Raw genomic sequence first — 19,680 nt, forward strand, 5'->3', positions numbered from 1 at the left:
TTTATACTTTTATAACATTAATTTTTTCAAAATGGAATTATGAAAAAGAATTTCGTAATAAATTTAACATTTTTGTTAACTATTGTGGTTTTATTTAGTTTTAAACCTGAAATTTATGCACAAGAAAATACCGAAAATAAAACAAAAAGTGATTTTTGGAAACATGTTCAATTTGGTGGCGGATTAGGTTTAGGCTTTGGAAGCGGATATGCTGATATAATGGTAGCGCCAAGCGCTATTTACAATTTTAACGACTATGTAGCATTAGGTTTAGGAGCACAATACAGTTATGTAAAACAACGTGATTTTTACAATGCCAATATGTATGGAGGAAGTTTAATTGCTTTATTCAATCCTATCGAAGAAATTCAAATTTCTACCGAATTAGAACAATTAAGAGTGAATAGAACTTTTAATGATTCTTTCGGAAACGATACTCAAGATTTTTGGAATACGGCTTTGTTTTTAGGAGCAGGATATCGCAATGAAAACATAACTTTAGGAATTCGTTATAACATTCTGCATCGTGATAGAGATAATATTTATGCGGAACCATTTATGCCTTTCGTAAGGATATTTTTCTAATACTTATTACGAAACCAAACCTTTTGCCATTCGCGTTTTAACACTAAAAAAGTAACTTGTTCCGATAATTCTACCAAATCAGAACCATCTAATTTTTTAATTTGTTCTTCCGGTACGTCAATGATGTAGAGTAAATTCAAGTATTCAGCAAATTTGTATTGAATGAGTTTATAAATTTTCTCTTGAACCAAATTCTTAAATTCAAATGGAAAAATACTTGATGGCACATCTAAAGATTCATTCGCCAAAGCAAAATCTTTATTTACTTGCTCAATCAATTTGAAATACAAATGTTCTTCTTCGGCTTGCGAAATTAAGGCATCAATATTTGCTGGTGGATTATACATTTCTTCCCATTAAATTCTCTCCAAAAGCTTTTAAGATAGCTTTCTTTTCAGCTTCGATATCCATTTTTTCTAGAGTTTCAAAAGCTTTGAAAGTAAAATCTTGAATAGCTTTTTTGGTAGCTTCGCTAGCTCCAGAAGCATTAAAAATTCCTTTTACAGATTCTATTTTATCTTTATTATCTGTTGGTTGAATCGAAAACAAATGCAACAATTGTTGTTTTTCTTCTGGTTTTGAAAACTCAATAGCTTTTAAGTACAAATAGGTTTTTTTGTTTTCAATAATATCTCCACCCACTTGTTTTCCAAAAGTTTCTGGATTACCAAAAGCATCTAAATAATCATCTTGTAATTGGAAAGCTATTCCTAAATTCAATCCGAAATCATAAATCAAATCCGCATTTTCATCTGAAGTTTCGGCAACTATTGCCCCCATTTTCATGGCGGCACCAACTAAAACAGCAGTTTTATATTCAATCATTTTTAAATATTCTGGAATCGTAACATCGTCACGCGTTTCAAAATCCACATCATATTGTTGGCCTTCGCAAACTTCTAAAGCTGTTTTACTGAACAATTTCGCCAATGCTTGAAAAATTTTTGGCTCATAATTTTCAAAGAATTGATACGCTAAAATCAGCATTGCATCACCCGATAAAATTCCCGTATTCAAATCCCATTTTTCATGAACGGTTTGATTACCTCTTCTCAATGGCGCATCGTCCATAATATCATCGTGAATTAATGAAAAATTATGAAACACCTCAACCGCAGTTGCTGCCGGAATCGCTTTTTCGCAATCTACATTAAAAACTTCGCTTGCCATTAAGGTCAAAACGGGACGCATTCTTTTTCCTCCAAGCGATAAAATATACTCGATAGGTTCGTATAAATTTTTAGGTTCTTTATTGGAAACAATTTGCGTAAAATGATTGGCTATTTTCTCCTGATAGTACGATATAGAATGCATTATTTGAATTTTTTGCTAAAATACTTCAATATTCTGAAACGACACGAATATATCAAATGTTAAATTTATGTAAAAACAATGGAAACTATTTTGGTGTTAAAAGTTTCCAACATACATTTGTACCCGAAAATAAAATCCAAAAAAGCGATTTTACTGAAATGATGAAAGAAAAAATTATAAATAAAGCAAAAGAAATGTTTTTGAGACTTGGTTTCAAGAGCATTACTATGGATGATATTGCTTGTGAAATGTGTATTTCGAAAAAAACGATTTACAAGTATTTCAGCAACAAAGATGTTTTAATTGAACAAAGTGTTGAAATGGTTCACAAAGAAGTTCATGAAACGATTGACCAAATTGTAGCTAAAAACTTTAACGCAATTGAAGAAAATTTCGAAATTAAAAGAATGTTTAGAGAAATGTTCAAATCAGCTGAATCATCTCCAATTTATCAGTTAAAAAAGCACTATCCAGAAATTTACGACAAAGTACTAACCCAACAAGTAAGCATTTGCGAAGATTGTTTTAGACAAAACATCATAAAAGGTATTAACGAAGGTTTGTATCGAGAAAACTTAGACATCGACAATTATGTTAAGTTTTATTATACGTTAATCTTCAATATCAACGAAAATACGATGTTAGAAAATGACGCACATGAATTAGAAGTAAAAGCTTTGGAATATCACATTAGAGCAATGGCAACATTAGCTGGAATTATAGAATTAGAAAAACACCTTAAAAATCCAATTATATAAACAATGAAGAAAACAATTCTCATAACATTATTAACTTTTACACTGTCAGTAAGTGCACAAGAAGTGGCACCACTAACATTAAAAGATGCTATAACTTTTGCGCTTGAAAACAAAGCAGAAGCTAAGAAAGCCAAATTAGAAGTAGAAAATAGCGAGTATAAAATTCAAGAAGTTCGTTCGAGAGCTTTACCGCAAATTTCGGCTAATGGAAGTATGACATACAATCCTATTCTTCAATTAAATGCCTTACCAGGCGATTTCTTTGGAGCACCAGGAACTACAATTTTAGCTCCACTTGGACAAGAATGGAATTCAGTAGCAGGAGTTTCTTTAAACCAAGCTTTGTTTGACCAATCGGTATTTACAGGCTTGAAAGCAGCTAAATCTACTCGAGAATTTTACCAAATAAATGCTCAATTAACCGAAGAACAAGTTATCGAACGTGTTGCAAATGCGTATTATCAAGTATATGTGCAACAACAAAAACTTATTGTGGTTGATAATAACTTGAAAAACACAAACAAAGTAAAAGACATTATCAAAGGACAATTTGATAATGGTTTGGCTAAAAAAATTGATTATGATAGAATTACCGTTCGTGTAAACAATATCAATTCATTACGTCAACAAATTTTAAATGCGATTTCGCTTCAAGAAAATGCGTTGAAATTTTATATGGGAATGCCGATGGAAAACAAAATCATCATTCCTAACACTGCTTTTGAAGTTACACCACAAGACTTATCATCAACAGCTGATGTTACAGGAAGAACCGAATATTTGTTACTTAAAAAACAAGAACAATTATTAACCTACCAAAAAAAGGCAGCTCAAGCAGCTTATTATCCAACACTATCATTAACTGGAAGTTACAATTATATTGGTCAAGGTCCAGAAATGCCATTATTTGCAAAACCAGCTGATGGTGTTTATTGGTCAGACTTTTCTTCTATTGGATTAAGTTTAAGAGTTCCATTATTTACAGGATTTGGAACAAGAGCAAAAGTAAGACAAGCAAACAATGCATTAAGTTCGATAAAAGTAGATCTTGATGACACAAAATTAGCTTTGGATTTAGCGTTTGATAATGCAAAAAAACAACTTGAAAACAGTTTGATTACTATCAACAATCAAAAGGAAAACGCGCAACTTGCTAAAGAAGTTTTTGATAATACCAATAACAACTACACACAAGGATTAGCTGCATTAACCGATTTATTAGATGCTGAAAACGCAATGGTAGAAGCACAAAACAATTATACTAATGCTATTTTAGAATACAAATTAGCTGAAATTCAATTCATAAAATCAAAAGGCGAACTTAAAACACTAACCAATAAATAATTAAAATGAAAAAGACAATTATAACCATAGTAATCATTTTAGCCTCATTAGGTATAATCGGATTTATATTAACTAAAAACAAAGCAGAAAACGAAGCTAAAACAGCAATCGTAGCCGAAAAAAACGCATCAGTTTCAGTAAAAGTGGATACGGTAAAAACAGAAGAAGTTTCATTAGATTTCGTATCAAACGGAAACTTTGAACCAATTCAAGAATTAAAATTTTCTGCTGAAAAATCTGGGAAAGTAACTGAAGTTTTAGTTAAAGAAGGTGATTATGTAAAAGCAGGACAAACACTTGCAATTGTAAGAAGCGATGTTATTAACGTAAATGCGCAAAACGCTAATGCGGTATATCAAAACGCTGTTGCAGATTACACAAGATTTGAAAATGCTTTTAAAACAGGCGGTGTAACTAAACAACAATTAGATCAAGCAAGATTAGCAATGGTAAATGCAAAAGCAAATTTAACGCAAGCTAACATCAACGTAGGTGATACTAGAATTAAAGCGCCAATTAATGGTTTTATCAATAAAAAATTCATTGAACCAGGATCTATTTTATCTGGAATGCCACCAACAGAATTGTTCGAAATTGTAAACGTATCTAAATTAAAATTAAAAGTTACGGTTAACGAAAGTCAAGTGGCGAGCTTAAAAGTAGGAAGCGTAATTAAAGTAGGTTCAAACGTGTATCCTGACAAAGAATTTACAGGAAAAATTACTTTCATTGCTCCAAAAGCAGATGCAAGTTTAAACTTCCCTGTTGAAATTGAAATCACAAATAATACTTCAAACGACTTAAAAGCGGGTATGTATGGAACAGCAAAATTTGCTTCAAACCAACAAAAACAAACGTTGAAAATTGTACCAAGAAATGCATTTGTTGGAAGTGTTAGTAGCAACGAAATTTTTGTAGTTGAAAATGGAACTGCAAAACTTAAAAAAGTAACAGCAGGTAGAATTTTAGGAGACAAAGTAGAAATCTTAGACGGATTATCTAACGGAGAAATTGTAATTGTAACTGGACAAATCAACTTACAAGACGGAAACGCTGTTGAAGTTATTAAATAATCAAAACATATGAAATTAGCAGAAATATCGATAAAACGTCCGTCGTTAGTAATTGTATTGTTTACAATTCTAACGCTTGGTGGACTGTTCAGTTATAGCAATTTAGGCTACGAATTGATTCCTAAATTTGAAACTAACGTAATTACAATTGCCACAATTTATCCTGGTGCATCGCCAAGTGAAATTGAAAACACGGTAACTAAAAAAATTGAAGATGCGGTAGCTTCTTTGGAAAACATCAAAAAAATTGATGCAAAATCATACGAAAGTTTATCAACCGTATCCATTACATTAACATCAAATGCTGATGTAAATGTTTCGATGAATGATGCGCAACGTAAAATTAACGCTATTATTAGTGATTTACCAGATGATGCCGAAACACCTTCGTTAACTAAATTCTCCTTGAGTGATTTACCAATTATGACAATTGGTGCCAACGGAAAAATGGACGAAGTTGCTTTTTACGACTTAATTGATAAAAAATTAGCTCCGATTTTATCTCGTGTTCAAGGTGTTGCGCAAGTAAACATTATTGGTGGACAAGAGAGAGAAATTCAAGTAAATCTTGATGCAGTAAAAATGCAAGGTTACGGACTTTCGATTCCTCAAGTGCAACAAAATATTTTATCATCAAATTTGGATTTCCCTACTGGAAACATTCAAACGCGTGACCAAAAAATATTAATTCGTTTAGCCGGAAAATATAAAAATGTTGAAGAATTAAGAAACTTAATAGTGTCATCAAGAAACGGAATTCAAGTTCGTTTAGGAGATATTGCTGATGTTCAAGACACTCAAAAAATTGCTGAAAAAGTTGCTCGTGTAGATCAAAAAAGTGCTATTCTTTTACAAATTGTAAAACAATCTGATGCTAATGCTGTAGCGGTAAGTGAAGAATTGGTAAAAACCATCAACAAATTAGAAAACGATTATAAATCAAAAGGATTACAATTAGAAATTGCAAAAGACAGTACTATTTTTACATTAGAAGCAGCAGATGCGGTGGTTCATGACTTACTTATTGCCGTTATATTAGTAGCTTTAGTAATGTTGTTTTTCTTACACAGTGTTAGAAACTCGTTAATTGTAATGGTTTCGATTCCTGCTTCGTTAATTGCAACTTTCATTGGAATTTACTTAATGGGATATACCTTAAACTTAATGAGTTTATTAGGATTATCTTTAGTTGTTGGTATCTTAGTGGATGACGCGATTGTGGTATTGGAAAACATTTACCGCCACATGGAAATGGGTAAAAACAAAGTTCGAGCTGCTTATGATGGAACCGCCGAAATTGGAGGAACCGTTGTATCGATTACCTTAGTAATTGTGGTAGTATTTTTACCAATTGCAATGAGTACAGGATTAGTTTCAAACATTATTACGCAATTCTGTGTAACGGTTATTATTTCGACTTTATTGTCGTTAGTGGCTTCGTTTACTATTATTCCTTGGTTATCGTCAAGATATGGAAAATTAGAACACATTACGGGTAAAACCTTTTTCGGAAGAATTATCCTTGGATTTGAAAGCTATTTAACTCGTTTTACGGACTGGGTTTCAGGATTATTAACTTGGTGTTTAGATCATTATATCAAAACAATAATAGTAGTTCTAGTATTATTCTTTAGTTCAACCATCGGATTAATGGGTGGTGGATTTATTGGTGGTGAATTCTTCGCAGCATCTGATAGTGGTGAGTTTTTAGTTCAAATTGAAATGCCGAAAGACGCTTCGTTAGAACAAACCAACTTTATGACGCAAAAAGCAGAAGCTTTCCTGAAAAAAGAACCATTCGTTCACAGTCAAATTACAACTATTGGTCAAACGAGTGAAGGTTTAGGAGCTTCTCAAGCAACTGCTTATAAATCTGAGATTAACGTAAAAATGGTTGGTTTAGACAAACGTGATGAACCAGCAAACGTTTATGCTGCCAAAACAAAACGAAAATTAGAGAAAATCTTAGTTGGAGCAAAAGTTAAAACGGTTCCAGTAGGTATTTTAGGAACTGCTGAAGATGCAACTTTAGGTTTAATCGTTACAGGTCCAAATGTGGAAACAGCTATGGCATTTGCAAAAGCTGCTGAAAGAGAATTACGTACGATTCCTGGAGCTACAGAAATTGAATTATCTGTAGAAGACGGAAATCCAGAAGTAAACGTTCAAGTGGATAGAGATAAAATGGCAGCGCTTGGGTTAAGTTTACAAACTGTAGGTATGACGATGCAAACTGCATTTAGTGGAAATACCGATGGTAAATTTAGAGCTGGTGAATACGAATATGACATCAACATTAAATACAATGCATTCGACAGAAAAAGTATTGAAGATGTAAGTAATTTAATTTTCATAAACGATAGAGGTGAACAAATCAAATTAATTCAATTTGCAACGGTTTCTGAAAGTTCTGGTCCAAGTGAATTAGAACGTAGAGACAAATCAGCATCGGTAACTGTAAAAGGTCAAAATGTGGGAGTTGCTTCTGGAACTATTGTATCGCAATGGCAAGAGAAGTTAGACAAATTAGAAAAACCAACTGGAGTAGATTACATTTGGGGTGGTGATATGGAAAATCAATCGGAAGGTTTTGGAACACTTGGAATTGCTTTATTAGCAGCTATTATCTTGGTTTACCTTGTAATGGTTTCGTTATACGACAGTTTTGTGCATCCATTTGTAGTATTGTTTGCGATTCCGCTTTCGTTCATTGGAGCTATGCTAGCTTTAGCTTTAACAAACAACTCTCTTAATATTTTCACTATTTTAGGAATCATCATGCTAATTGGTCTGGTGTGTAAAAATGCGATTATGTTAGTGGATTATACGAATCAAAGACGTAAAGCAGGAGAAAGTATCAGAACAGCATTAATTCAAGCAAATCATGCAAGGTTACGTCCAATTTTAATGACTACGATTGCGATGGTATTTGGTATGTTCCCAATTGCATTAGCTTCTGGAGCTGGAGCAGAATGGAAAAACGGTTTGGCTTGGGTAATTATTGGTGGATTAATTTCATCATTATTCTTAACCTTAATTGTAGTTCCTGTAATTTATGAAATTATGGAGAAAATAATCGCTAAATTCTCTAAAGGAGAAAAAACAGATTATGAAGCAGAAATGGTTGCCGATTATGTTCACCAAGAATTAAGTGAAGACGGCTTCAACCCAAAACATACCTTATAAAAACAAAAAGTCCCGATTAAATCGGGACTTTTTTTATACTTCAAATTGAATTAGTTTTTAACTAAAACATCTTTTGACCATTTTTTTACTTCAGCAATTCTACTATCTGAAAAATCAACTTCGCTTAAAGAATCTTCACTCCAGAAAAACCATTTTCCAGTTTTAGCACCTTTGTTGTATTCTCCAATTGATTGTTTAGAACCATCTTCGTTATAAGCCATCCATTTCCCATGTAACTTCCCATCTAAATAATACCCTTCTTGTTTTACTTGCCCGTTATCATAATAATATGTTGCTTTTACCATTTGGTCAACCACTTCTAATTTTGGTTTTACTTCTTGTGCAAATGACAAACTTGAAACCAATAAAACTACTGCAATTACTACTTTTTTCATACTCTTTTCTTTTTTAGGTTAACATTACAGTAACAAATATAAAATATAATTTACAATAAAAAAACTTTTGCTTAACAATTTGGTAACATTAGATAAAAACTTAACATTGAAAAAGCCAATACATAATGTATTGGCTTTAAATAGAATATAAAATAAAGGCTATTATTTCACTAAACCATCTAGTAATTCAACCAAAGTTGCAGAAGAAGGTCTTGGCGCATCAGCCTTAACTACGTTCCCGTTTGGATCAATTAATATGAATCTAGGAATCGAATTAATTCCGAATGCTTTGATAAAATCTGACATCCAGTTTTTATCGGCAAACAATTGAATTCCTCCTAATTGTTTTTCAGTTACAAATTTTTGCCATTTCTCATGATCTTTATCTACATCAACCGAAATACTAACGAATTCAATGTTTTTACCATGATATTTTTCTTCAATTTTCTTTAAATGAGGAATTTCCGCTCTACAAGGGCCACACCAAGTTGCCCAAACATCGATATACACATATTTTCCTCTTAAATCTTCTAATTTCGTTTTTCCACCTTTGTGGTTTTCATAATCAAAAGAAGGAGCTGTAGTTCCTTCTACTTTTTTAGCAGCCGCTTTTTGATTATAATATTGGGTTAGCATCATACCTTCTTGGGCAATTCTTGGTTTTAAAGCGCTTACTAATTTTTCATCTAAACCAGCACTTTCTAATTTTGCTAAATCTTCTTTTGCTTTTTTATCAAGAGCAGCCTTAAAAGTAGCTTCGTCTTTTTCTAATAAACCTTCAAGTTCCATTTCAAATTTCTCATCTGACAATGCTTTTTGAGCTAAAAAGTTACTTTCTTTCGAACCTTTTCCAGTATAAACAATTGTTTCGTCAAATTCTTTTGCATCCAATGTTAATTTGATATCATCGCCTCCTCTTAAATACATCATTGAAGATTCTGACCCATCACTAAATTGATGTAACCCGTCAGTTACTTCAAAAGAAGCTTCAAAAACTCCTTTTTTATTAATTGGGATTACTTGTTTAAATTTATTTGGGCCAAAAACAGTTAACGTGTCACTGTTTCTATTTTCAATTTTAGCCGAAAATTTTACTTTTTCTTTTGTAGTAGTTTGTGCAAAAGAAAAACCGACTGATAATACTAATAAATAAACTAGTTTTTTCATAAAATGTGTTATAAGGTTTGTGTAAAATTATATTATTATTTTATAAAACGAAAAATAACGAATTAAAATTCTATTATTATTAACAATTGAAAACAAAAATTTTCTTTTTTGTTCTTACTTTTGCATAAAATTTTTCAAAATGTACAGAAGTCATAATTGCGGCGAATTAAACGCATCACATATTAATACAGAAGTTACCCTTGCAGGTTGGGTTCAAAAATCGAGAGATAAAGGATTTATGATTTGGGTTGATTTACGTGATCGATACGGAATCACGCAATTAATCTTTGACGAGCAAAGAACCGACAAAGCCGTTATTGAAAAAGCAAAATCTTTAGGAAGAGAATTTGTGATTCAAATCAAAGGAACTGTTATTGAGCGTGTTTCTAAAAACCCAAATATGGCAACGGGTGACATTGAAATTTTAGTTGCTGAATTAACGATTTTAAACGAAGCACAATTGCCTCCATTCACTATCGAAGACGAAACCGATGGTGGTGAAGACATTCGTATGAAATACCGTTATTTAGATATCAGAAGAAATCCGGTTAAAAACAACTTATTATTCCGTCATAAAGTTTCGATGGAAGTTAGAAAATATCTTTCTGACCAAGGTTTTTGTGATGTAGAAACACCTTATTTAATTAAATCTACTCCAGAAGGTGCTCGTGATTTCGTGGTACCAAGTAGAATGAACGAAGGACAGTTTTATGCACTTCCACAATCACCACAAACGTTCAAACAGTTATTGATGGTAGGTGGAATGGATAAATATTTCCAAATTGTGAAATGTTTCCGTGACGAAGATTTACGCGCCGACCGTCAGCCAGAATTTACCCAAATCGACTGTGAAATGGCATTCGTTGAGCAAGAAGACATTTTAAACATGTTTGAAGGTTTAACACGTCATTTACTAAAAGAAATCAAAGGAATTGAAGTAGATAAATTCCCAAGAATTACTTATGATTACGCTATGAAAACCTACGGTAACGACAAACCAGATATTCGTTTTGAAATGAAATTTGGCGAGTTAAATGCTGTAGCGCAACATAAAGATTTCCCTGTATTCAATTCAGCTGAATTAGTAGTCGGAATCGCTGCACCAGGTTGTGCAAATTATACAAGAAAAGAAATCGATGCTTTAATTGATTGGGTAAAACGCCCTCAAGTTGGAGCTTCGGGAATGGTATATGTAAAATGTGAAGAAGATGGAACTTTCAAATCATCGGTAGATAAATTCTATGACCAAGAAGATTTGAAAAAATGGGCTGAAATCACCAATGCAAAACCAGGTGATTTAATCTTAATCTTATCTGGAAACGCAAATAAAGTTAGAACACAATTATCGGCACTTCGTATGGAAGTAGCTACTCGTTTAGGTTTGAGAAAATCAGACGAATTTGCTCCATTATGGGTAGTTGATTTCCCTTTATTAGAATGGGATGAAGAAAGCGGTAGATACCACGCAATGCACCATCCATTTACCTCTCCAAAACCAGAAGACATGGCATTAATTGAAACCGAACCAGGAAAAGTTCGTGCTAATGCTTACGATATGGTTTTAAACGGAAACGAAATTGGTGGAGGTTCTATCCGAATTCACGATAGAGAGTTACAATCAAGAATGTTTGATTTGTTAGGATTTAGCAAAGAAGAAGCACAAGCGCAGTTTGGATTCTTAATGAGTGCTTTTGAATTTGGAGCGCCACCACACGGAGGTTTAGCTTTTGGTTTAGATAGATTAGTGTCTATTTTAGGCGGACAAGAAACGATTCGTGATTTTATTGCTTTCCCTAAAAACAACTCAGGAAGAGATGTAATGATTGATGCTCCTTCAACTATTGATGAAGCACAATTACAAGAATTACACATCAAACTAAGATAATATGAAAAAGGTTCTAATTGGTTTAATTGTCATTGTATTAGGCTTAATTGGTTTTGGATATTTCCAAAAAAACAATGGCTTAAATGGCGAAAAATGGATTGGAATTGGAGTTCTATTGGCTGCTTTTGTTCTTATGCCTTTATTTTTATATTCGAGGTTTAAAAATAAAGAAACTAGAGAGCGAATGCTAAACTTAGGTTTAAAGAAAAAAGAAGATACTGATAATCAGTAATTTTGAAATATTTTTAACTTTTTCTTGTTTGTGTTGGAAATAAGTATATCTTTGATAATTATTAATTTTTTACAATACAAAATGAGAACAGGTAAAGTTAAGTTCTTCAATGAATCAAAAGGTTACGGTTTTATTACTGACGATGAAACTGGAAAAGACATTTTCGTACACGCTAGCGGAATGAGAGTTGAATCTTTAAATGAAGGTGATGCTGTTAGTTACGAAGAAGAAGAAGGAAGAAAAGGTAAAGTAGCTGCTCAAGTAGTAGTTATCGAAGACTAATATATATTATTTTTTGATTACCTAGAAAGATCAAAGTCCCGATTTAATCGGGACTTTTTTTATACCATATATTTATAAATGTAACTTTATTCCATAAAAAAAGAGCTACATTACTGTAGCCCTTTTAAACTAATCAAACCATATTTTACTTAAATAAATACTTTACTCCAAATAAAATATTTCCTTTTGGCATTGGCACCATTCCTGCTTCAACATACTCTGTGTTGAAAATATTATTAGCGTAAATCGAGAATTCCAGCTCTTTTAATTTGTATGAGGCACTTACATCCCAAATGTTATAACTAATTCCTGAAGTTCTCTCTACGTATCTATATCCGATAGAATTACTAAAATTCTTGAACCATTCCATTGCATAATTTCCAACAAATTGGTGTTTCATAGAATTGATGGAATATCTTGAATAAGCAGCACTGGTTTGCTTAACATCGTCTTCGATAAAAGTGTAACCCATTTTAATTTTTTGTGGCAAAGAATTTAATGTAAAACGATATTCTACTTGTGTTTCAAATCCTTTCGTATTTACATCTTGAATGTTTTGAGGCGTGTAAACCACATCTGATTCTGTTAATCTTACATAATCTATCAAATCATTTGAATCTCTATTGAATGCTGCAAACGTAAAATCAAACTTTTTAGTTAACCATTTCACTCCAATTTCTTCCGAAATAGCTTCTTCTGGTTGCAAATTTTCGTTTCCAATGGCTTGTGGTCCTATGTAATACAAATCGGTATATGTTGGAACTCGGTAAGTATATCCAATGTTTCCATACACTCTAAAATTTGACGAAACTTGATAACCTAAATCTAATCCAGGAAATGCTTTGCTGTCAAAATCAGAAAAATAAGAAACAGCAACTCCTGGTGTTATATCAAATTTTTTATCCAAAAACTGAAAACGATGTTCTAAAAACACAGAAGCCATTTCTCTTGAATTATCACCTAATCGATTACTAGAAATGTAATATTTAGCCATTTCAATACCAAAACCAGTGATTCCCACCTTTGATTCATATGAACCATTTAATTCAGCAGCAAACTTATTGGTAATATGTAAATTTCTATAAATAGAAGGATTACTTCTTATGTAGTGATATTCATCTTGATTTCTTCTCCAATACACTCGTGGTTTCCAAGTTAAATTTCCTTTTTTAATCACCGTTGAAAGTCCAACTAAACTCGCTTGAGTTTCTTCATATTGATCTGTTGCTGATGGAATTCCGTAAAAACCATTTGCACCGAATTTTCTTTCTGAATAAGTTGTAAGTAATTCAATAGGTAATTTATTTTTATTGAATTGATTTTTCAATACATAATTGGTATTGTCAAAATCGGTATTATAACGATATCCTTCTGAAAAGTTTTTAGAAAAATGTACAATATGACTACTTTCTTTTAAACTAACTGTACCGGTAGCTTCAGCAATAAATTGACCAAAAGAACCACCTTGCACTTTAGCAATCAAAGAATTTTGTTCAACATCTTTGGTTACAATGTTAACCGCGCCTGTAAAAGCATTTTGTCCAAAAACACGAGCAGCGGGACCTTTAATTACTTCAATTCTTTTGATTACTTCAATTGGTAAAGCTAAATTCATCGTGTGATGTCCAGTTTGCGGATCATCAACTTTAATTCCATCAATAAGTAATAACGTTTGATCAAAACCTCCACCTCTAATATATAAATCGGCTTGCATTCCGTTTACACCTTGGCGTCTTACGTCAATTCCTGCTAGTTGTTGTAAAGCATCTGCGACATTAGTAACACCTAATTTTTTGATGTCTTCAGCGGTAACAATTTGAATTGTTCTTGAGTTTTCTTTGAAAGGTAAATCAATACGAGAAGAAGTAACCACAACTTCTTTAAGAGAATCTGTTTTTAATTCTGTTTCTTGTGCATTTCCTACTATAGAACCAAAAAGCAAGACAGATAAAAAGTATTTGTTTTTCATTTGAAGTTTATTTTAAAACGGCGCAAAAGTCGTAACTTTCCGGACGATTAAAATAGTCCAGTTTTAAAATGAAAGATAGTCCGGTTAATGTGTTACTAAAAGAACTTATTCACTTTGATAAAACGAGTGCTACATCGGTGTATGTTCAAATTTCCCAACAAATTATAAATGCTGTACAAAGAAGGTATCTTAAAGAAGGAACAGCTTTGCCCGGCACCCGAATTTTCAGTCACTTACTTAACATTCATAGAAATACTGCAGTTGCGGTTTATGAAGAATTAGCTTCACAAGGTTGGGTTGAAATTATTCCAAACAAAGGGACTTTTATTTTAGTTCCAAAACCAAAAACAGCTACTATCAAAGCGCGTTCCAATAAAATAAACGATGCTTATAGTTATCCTAAAACGACAGGATTTCCTTTTCAAACATCCTTTCACTTGGCATCAACACAAGAATTTTCGGAAGCTAAATACATTTTAAACGATGGCCAACCTGATTTACGATTGCATCCTATACACGAATTTTCGAAATGGTACGGCACATCAATGAAAAGAAAATCATTGATTTCAAAATGGAACAATACATCAAAAAACAGCTATTCTACGTTTGAAAATCAATTGTGTAATTTTTTAAATGCAACCCGAGGTTTTCACATCAAACCCACAAATTTAATAAGTACACGAAGTACCGAAATGAGCTTGTACATCATCTCGCAACTTTTAATTCGAAAAAAAGATGTGGTTTTGGTTGGTAATTTGAGTAATTATAATGCCAATATGATTTTTCAAGAAGCTGGAGCCAACATTAAAACCATTCCTGTTGATGAAAATGGATTAGATATTAATTACATTGAAAAACATTTTACAAAAGGCAAAATTCGATGTGTTTATGTGTGTTCCAATCGCGATTATCCCACAACAAATACTTTGTCTGCCGAACGAAGATTACAACTTTTACAACTTGCCAAGAAATATCAATTTGCCGTAATTGAAGATGATTTTGATTACGATTTTCAACTCGAAGGTTCTGCTATGTTGCCCATGGCTAGTTCAGACGGAAATGGAATGGTAATTTATCTTGGAAAGTTAGGCCAATCGTTATTTCCTAGTTTTCAAACGGGATTTGTGGTAGCTCCAGAAAATTTGATTTTGGAAGCAAAAAACTATCTTCAAATGTTAGATAAACAAGGCGATTTAATTCAAGAACAAGTACTTTCGGAATTAATTTATGAAGGTGAAATTCATCGATTACTGAAAAAGAACACCATTATTTACAAACAAAGAAGAGATTTTGCATGCGAATGTTTGAAGCGTTATTTCAATGAAACCATTCAATTTAAAAAGCCTTCTGGAGGATTAGCTATTTGGATTGAATTTCAACCTTCCATATCATTAATTCAAATTGCTGAAGAAGTTTCGAAATTAGATGTCTTTCTTCCAAAGACCATTCTTTATCAAGATAAAAATACGTGTGCCATTCGTTTTGGATTTGGACATTTGAATGAAGAAGAAATTGAAATTGTGATAAGTAAATTAAATCTTGCTTACAATTCAATTATAAAATAATACAACAAAAAAAGTCCCGCAAATTGCGGGACTTTTTACTATAAATCTATTGTCTTAGTCAGCTAAAACAATAATCTTGTTTTCATTCATTTCGATGGTACCTGAATTAATAGGCAACCAATACGTTTGCTCATTTACTTTATTGAATTTAGAAACGAATTCTTTTTCAATTTTAATGTTTTGAGCATTGATTTTCACGTTTCCTTTTGCCAATAATGAAACAATAGGTGCGTGATTATTTAGCATTTGAAACTCACCGTTAATTCCAGGAACTGCTACCGAAGTAACTTCTCCTTTAAACAATGTAGCTTCTGGTGATACTATTTCTAAAATCATATTTCTTAGTGATTAGTGAATAGTGATTAGTGATTAGCAAGTAACTGAATACTGTGACTGAACACTGAACACTGAATTATGCTTCTGCTAACATTTTTTGTCCAGCTTCGATAGCTTCTTCGATAGTACCTTTAAGGTTGAACGCTGCTTCTGGTAAGTGGTCTAATTCACCATCCATAATCATGTTAAATCCTTTGATAGTTTCTTTAATATCAACCAATACTCCAGGAATACCTGTAAATTGCTCCGCTACGTGGAAAGGTTGAGATAAGAAACGTTGTACACGACGCGCTCTAGCTACTGCTAATTTATCATCTTCTGACAACTCTTCCATACCTAAGATGGCGATGATATCTTGTAATTGTTTGTATTTTTGAAGAATTTCTTTTACTCTTTGAGCACACTCGTAGTGGTCTTTTCCTAGGATTTCTGGTGTTAAGATACGAGAAGTAGAATCTAGTGGATCTACCGCTGGATAAATACCTAACTCAGCAATTTTACGAGACAATACTGTTGTTGCATCTAAGTGAGCAAACGTTGTTGCAGGTGCAGGGTCAGTTAAGTCATCTGCAGGAACGTAAACCGCTTGTACAGATGTAATAGATCCTTTTTTAGTTGAAGTAATACGCTCTTGCATTACCCCCATTTCAGTTGCTAATGTAGGTTGATATCCTACCGCAGATGGCATACGACCTAAAAGTGCCGACACCTCAGAACCTGCTTGTGTAAAACGGAAGATATTATCAACGAAGAAAAGTACGTCTTTACCTTGCCCATCTCCTGCTCCATCACGGAAGTATTCAGCAATCGTTAAACCTGATAAAGCAACACGTGCACGTGCTCCTGGTGGCTCATTCATCTGACCGAATACGAAAGTAGCTTTAGAATCTTTCATTAATTCTTTGTCTACTTTAGCTAAATCCCATCCTCCATTTTCCATAGAGTGCATGAATTCATCACCATATTTAATAATTCCTGATTCTAACATCTCTCTTAAAAGGTCATTTCCTTCACGAGTTCTTTCTCCAACACCAGCAAATACTGATAAACCTCCGTGACCTTTTGCAATATTGTTGATCAACTCTTGAATCAATACGGTTTTACCTACTCCAGCACCTCCAAACAAACCAATTTTTCCTCCTTTTGCATAAGGTTCAATAAGGTCAATTACTTTGATACCTGTAAATAAAACTTCAGTAGAAGTTGATAAATCTTCAAATTTTGGAGCCGGTCTGTGAATTGGCAAACCGCTTTCACCTGCTTTTGGTAAATCTCCTAAACCATCGATTGCATCACCGATTACATTAAACAAACGACCAAAAACTTCACCTCCGATTGGCATTTGAATTGGAGCTCCAGTAGCAACTACTTCCGCACCTCTTGACAAACCATCTGTAGAGTCCATAGAAATGGTACGTACAGTGTTTTCACCAATGTGAGATTGAACTTCTAATACTAATAAAGTACCGTCTTTTTTAGTGATTTCTAATGAATCGTAAATTTTAGGTAATTCGTTATTTGAATCGTTGAAAACGACGTCAACAACTGGCCCGATAATTTGTGCAACTTTTCCTGTGATTCTAGACATTGCTTATGTATTTATTTAATAGCTAATTAATGTTGAAAAAATGATGTATTTTTCCGAGTGCAAAGATAGTTTTTTCTAAAACAATTTTGCAATTTATTTTTTGAATTTTTTGCAATAAAAAAGCGAAATCTTCCAATTTCGCTTTTAAAATGTTATTCTACGGTAACGGATTTTGCTAAATTCCTAGGTTGATCCACATTACAACCTCTTAAAACTGCAATATGATACGATAGTAATTGTAACGGAATTGTAGTTAATAATGGTGTAAACGGTTCGTTTGTTTCTGGAATTTCGATCACGTGGTCTGCTAAAGCTTTTACTTGCGTATCTCCTTTAGTAACTACGGCAATAATTTTTCCGCTTCTTGATTTTATTTCTTGAATATTGCTTACCACTTTATCATAATGCCCTTTGTTTGGAGCAATTACAATTACCGGCATAGATTCATCAATCAAAGCAATTGGCCCATGCTTCATTTCTGCTGCTGGATAACCTTCAGCATGGATATATGAAATTTCTTTTAATTTTAAAGCCCCTTCTAAAGCTACTGGGAAGTTATAACCTCTTCCTAAGTATAAACAATTGGTTGCGTCTTTGTAAATTTCGGCAATTTGTTTCGCAACATCATTTGTTAACAAAGCTTCTTGCACTTTTTCTGGTATTAATTCCAATTCCAATAAATAACGTTGGTAATCTGAATTATTCATTGTTCCTTTTGCTTTTGCTAAACGTAATGCTAACAATGTAAGGATTGTAATTTGTGTTGTAAATGCTTTTGTAGAAGCTACTCCAATTTCTGGACCCGCGTGCGTATAAGCGCCAGCATGAGTTTCACGAGAAATTGATGAACCTACAACATTACAAACTCCAAATACAAATGCACCGTTTTCTTTAGCTAATTTGATTGCTGCCAAAGTATCAGCTGTTTCACCTGATTGTGAAATTGCAATTACAACATCATCTTTATTAATGATTGGATTTCTATATCGGAATTCTGATGCGTATTCTACCTCTACCGGAATTCTTGAAAATTCTTCAATAATATATTCTGCAACTAATCCTGCGTGCCATGAAGTTCCACAAGCAACAATTAGGATTCGTTTAGCGTTTAAGAATTTTTCAATATTATCTTCAACACCTGACATTTGGATAATTCCTTTGTTTGCCAAAAGTCTACCTCTGTAAGTATCTTTGATTACACTTGGCTGTTCGTAGATTTCTTTCATCATGAAATGATCGTAACCACCTTTTTCAATTTGCTCCAAGTTTAATTGAAGTTCTTGAATATAAGGATCAACCAATGAATCGTCTTTAATTTTTCTAACTTTTAATGGCTTGTGTAAACGCACAATTGCCATTTCTTCATCTTCTAAATAAATAGCATTTGAAGTATATTCTATAAATGGAGTTGCATCTGATGCTATAAAAAACTCGTCTTCACCAATTCCAATTGCCAATGGACTACCTAAACGCGCTACAATAATTTCATCTGGTTTTTCCACGTCAATTACTGCAATCGCATAAGCACCAATAACCTGGTTTAATGCAACTTGAACTGCTTTTCCTAGCTTACAATTTTCTTTTTTCTTAACTTCTTCAATCAAGTTTACTAATACCTCAGTATCTGTATCCGATTTAAAAGTATAACCTCTTTTGATTAATTCTTGTTTTAATGGCTCGTAATTTTCGATGATTCCATTATGAATAATCACTAATTTTCCAGAATTCGAAAAATGTGGATGCGAATTTACATCATTAGGAACTCCATGAGTTGCCCAACGTGTGTGTCCCATTCCTATTTTACCAATAGTCGTTTTCTCGCTTTCCGCTTTAGCTTCAAGGTCAGAAACTTTTCCTTTGGTTTTTGATAATTTTAAATCTTTTCCATCATACAATACAATACCGGCACTATCGTAACCTCTGTATTCTAAACGATGTAATCCTTTAATAATTACAGGATAAGCATCTCTATGACCAATATAACCTACAATTCCACACATA

Annotated in this window: 17 protein-coding genes; 9 read left to right on the top strand and 8 right to left on the bottom strand. The window is 32.9% G+C overall.

The window, feature by feature from the left end; translation table 11 throughout:
* Positions 1–39: 39 nt before the first annotated feature.
* The gene (locus tag IM755_RS02490) at positions 40–585 is read left to right on the top strand and encodes a hypothetical protein (protein ID WP_194093468.1); all 546 of its coding nucleotides are present in this window, start codon (positions 40–42) and stop codon (positions 583–585) included.
* Here the strand turns inward: IM755_RS02490 and IM755_RS02495 are convergent.
* Together IM755_RS02495 and IM755_RS02500 are read right to left on the bottom strand one after the other, a co-directional pair.
* Positions 582–932 carry a hypothetical protein gene (locus IM755_RS02495; protein WP_194093469.1) on the bottom strand — a complete coding sequence of 117 codons (351 nt, stop codon included), beginning with the start codon at positions 930–932 and terminating at the stop codon, positions 582–584. The two genes, IM755_RS02490 and IM755_RS02495, sit on opposite strands and share 4 nt — an antisense overlap.
* Positions 925–1,899, bottom strand: coding sequence for a polyprenyl synthetase family protein (locus tag IM755_RS02500; protein WP_194093470.1), 975 nt, complete (start codon positions 1,897–1,899; stop codon positions 925–927). Before IM755_RS02500 ends, IM755_RS02495 begins: the two co-directional genes overlap by 8 nt.
* Before the next feature lie 161 nt (positions 1,900–2,060).
* Between IM755_RS02500 and IM755_RS02505 the strand changes: the two genes are divergently transcribed.
* The 4 genes from IM755_RS02505 to IM755_RS02520 are packed head-to-tail and all read left to right on the top strand — an operon-like array spanning position 2,061 to position 8,260.
* Entirely contained in the window at positions 2,061–2,657 is a 597-nt protein-coding gene (locus IM755_RS02505; RefSeq protein ID WP_194094447.1) for a TetR/AcrR family transcriptional regulator, read from the top strand.
* Between the two features lie 3 nt (positions 2,658–2,660).
* Positions 2,661–4,001: a TolC family protein gene (locus tag IM755_RS02510; RefSeq protein ID WP_194093471.1), complete on the top strand. Its 1,341-nt coding sequence runs from the start codon at positions 2,661–2,663 to the stop codon at positions 3,999–4,001.
* 5 nt (positions 4,002–4,006) lie between these two features.
* Positions 4,007–5,074: an efflux RND transporter periplasmic adaptor subunit gene (locus IM755_RS02515; RefSeq protein WP_194093472.1), complete on the top strand. Its 1,068-nt coding sequence runs from the start codon at positions 4,007–4,009 to the stop codon at positions 5,072–5,074.
* 9 nt (positions 5,075–5,083) lie between these two features.
* Positions 5,084–8,260, top strand: coding sequence for an efflux RND transporter permease subunit (locus IM755_RS02520; RefSeq protein ID WP_194093473.1), 3,177 nt, complete (start codon positions 5,084–5,086; stop codon positions 8,258–8,260).
* Between the two features lie 50 nt (positions 8,261–8,310).
* On the opposite strand, the gene IM755_RS02525 is transcribed toward IM755_RS02520, so the two are convergent.
* Positions 8,311–8,655 (bottom strand): toxin-antitoxin system YwqK family antitoxin, encoded by a 345-nt coding sequence (locus IM755_RS02525; protein WP_194093474.1) that lies wholly within the window; start codon positions 8,653–8,655, stop codon positions 8,311–8,313.
* Between the two features lie 162 nt (positions 8,656–8,817).
* Positions 8,818–9,822, bottom strand: a complete 1,005-nt coding sequence (locus IM755_RS02530) for a TlpA family protein disulfide reductase (protein ID WP_194093475.1) — start codon at positions 9,820–9,822, stop codon at positions 8,818–8,820.
* A 139-nt stretch (positions 9,823–9,961) separates the two neighbouring features.
* Here IM755_RS02530 and aspS point away from each other — a divergent pair, with 139 nt between their 5' ends.
* The 3 genes from aspS to IM755_RS02545 all read left to right on the top strand — a co-directional run bounded on the left by aspS (position 9,962) and on the right by IM755_RS02545 (position 12,221).
* Positions 9,962–11,707 (top strand): aspartate--tRNA ligase, encoded by a 1,746-nt coding sequence (gene aspS, locus IM755_RS02535; RefSeq protein ID WP_194093476.1) that lies wholly within the window; start codon positions 9,962–9,964, stop codon positions 11,705–11,707.
* Between the two features lies 1 nt (position 11,708).
* Positions 11,709–11,939, top strand: a complete 231-nt coding sequence (locus IM755_RS02540) for a hypothetical protein (RefSeq protein WP_194093477.1) — start codon at positions 11,709–11,711, stop codon at positions 11,937–11,939.
* Between the two features lie 81 nt (positions 11,940–12,020).
* Complete coding sequence (locus IM755_RS02545) at positions 12,021–12,221, top strand: cold-shock protein (protein ID WP_008255794.1); 201 nt, start codon at positions 12,021–12,023, stop codon at positions 12,219–12,221.
* Positions 12,222–12,366: 145 nt separating this feature from the next.
* Here the strand turns inward: IM755_RS02545 and IM755_RS02550 are convergent, their stop codons facing one another.
* Positions 12,367–14,190 carry a TonB-dependent receptor plug domain-containing protein gene (locus tag IM755_RS02550; RefSeq protein ID WP_194093478.1) on the bottom strand — a complete coding sequence of 608 codons (1,824 nt, stop codon included), beginning with the start codon at positions 14,188–14,190 and terminating at the stop codon, positions 12,367–12,369.
* Between the two features lie 68 nt (positions 14,191–14,258).
* On the opposite strand from IM755_RS02550, the gene IM755_RS02555 reads away from it, so the two are divergent.
* On the top strand, positions 14,259–15,755 hold the full coding sequence (locus IM755_RS02555) for an aminotransferase-like domain-containing protein (RefSeq protein ID WP_194093479.1): 1,497 nt from the start codon (positions 14,259–14,261) through the stop codon (positions 15,753–15,755).
* 54 nt (positions 15,756–15,809) lie between these two features.
* Here the strand turns inward: IM755_RS02555 and IM755_RS02560 are convergent, their stop codons facing one another.
* From IM755_RS02560 to glmS, 3 genes are all read right to left on the bottom strand, one after another.
* Entirely contained in the window at positions 15,810–16,091 is a 282-nt protein-coding gene (locus IM755_RS02560) for a F0F1 ATP synthase subunit epsilon (RefSeq protein ID WP_026725933.1), read from the bottom strand.
* Positions 16,092–16,167: 76 nt separating this feature from the next.
* On the bottom strand, positions 16,168–17,679 hold the full coding sequence (atpD, locus tag IM755_RS02565) for a F0F1 ATP synthase subunit beta (protein ID WP_194093480.1): 1,512 nt from the start codon (positions 17,677–17,679) through the stop codon (positions 16,168–16,170).
* 152 nt (positions 17,680–17,831) lie between these two features.
* Positions 17,832–19,679 carry a glutamine--fructose-6-phosphate transaminase (isomerizing) gene (gene glmS, locus IM755_RS02570; protein ID WP_194093481.1) on the bottom strand — a complete coding sequence of 616 codons (1,848 nt, stop codon included), beginning with the start codon at positions 19,677–19,679 and terminating at the stop codon, positions 17,832–17,834.
* Position 19,680 lies beyond the last annotated feature (1 nt).

Source organism: Flavobacterium proteolyticum (assembly GCF_015223105.1).
GTDB lineage: Bacteria > Bacteroidota > Bacteroidia > Flavobacteriales > Flavobacteriaceae > Flavobacterium > Flavobacterium proteolyticum.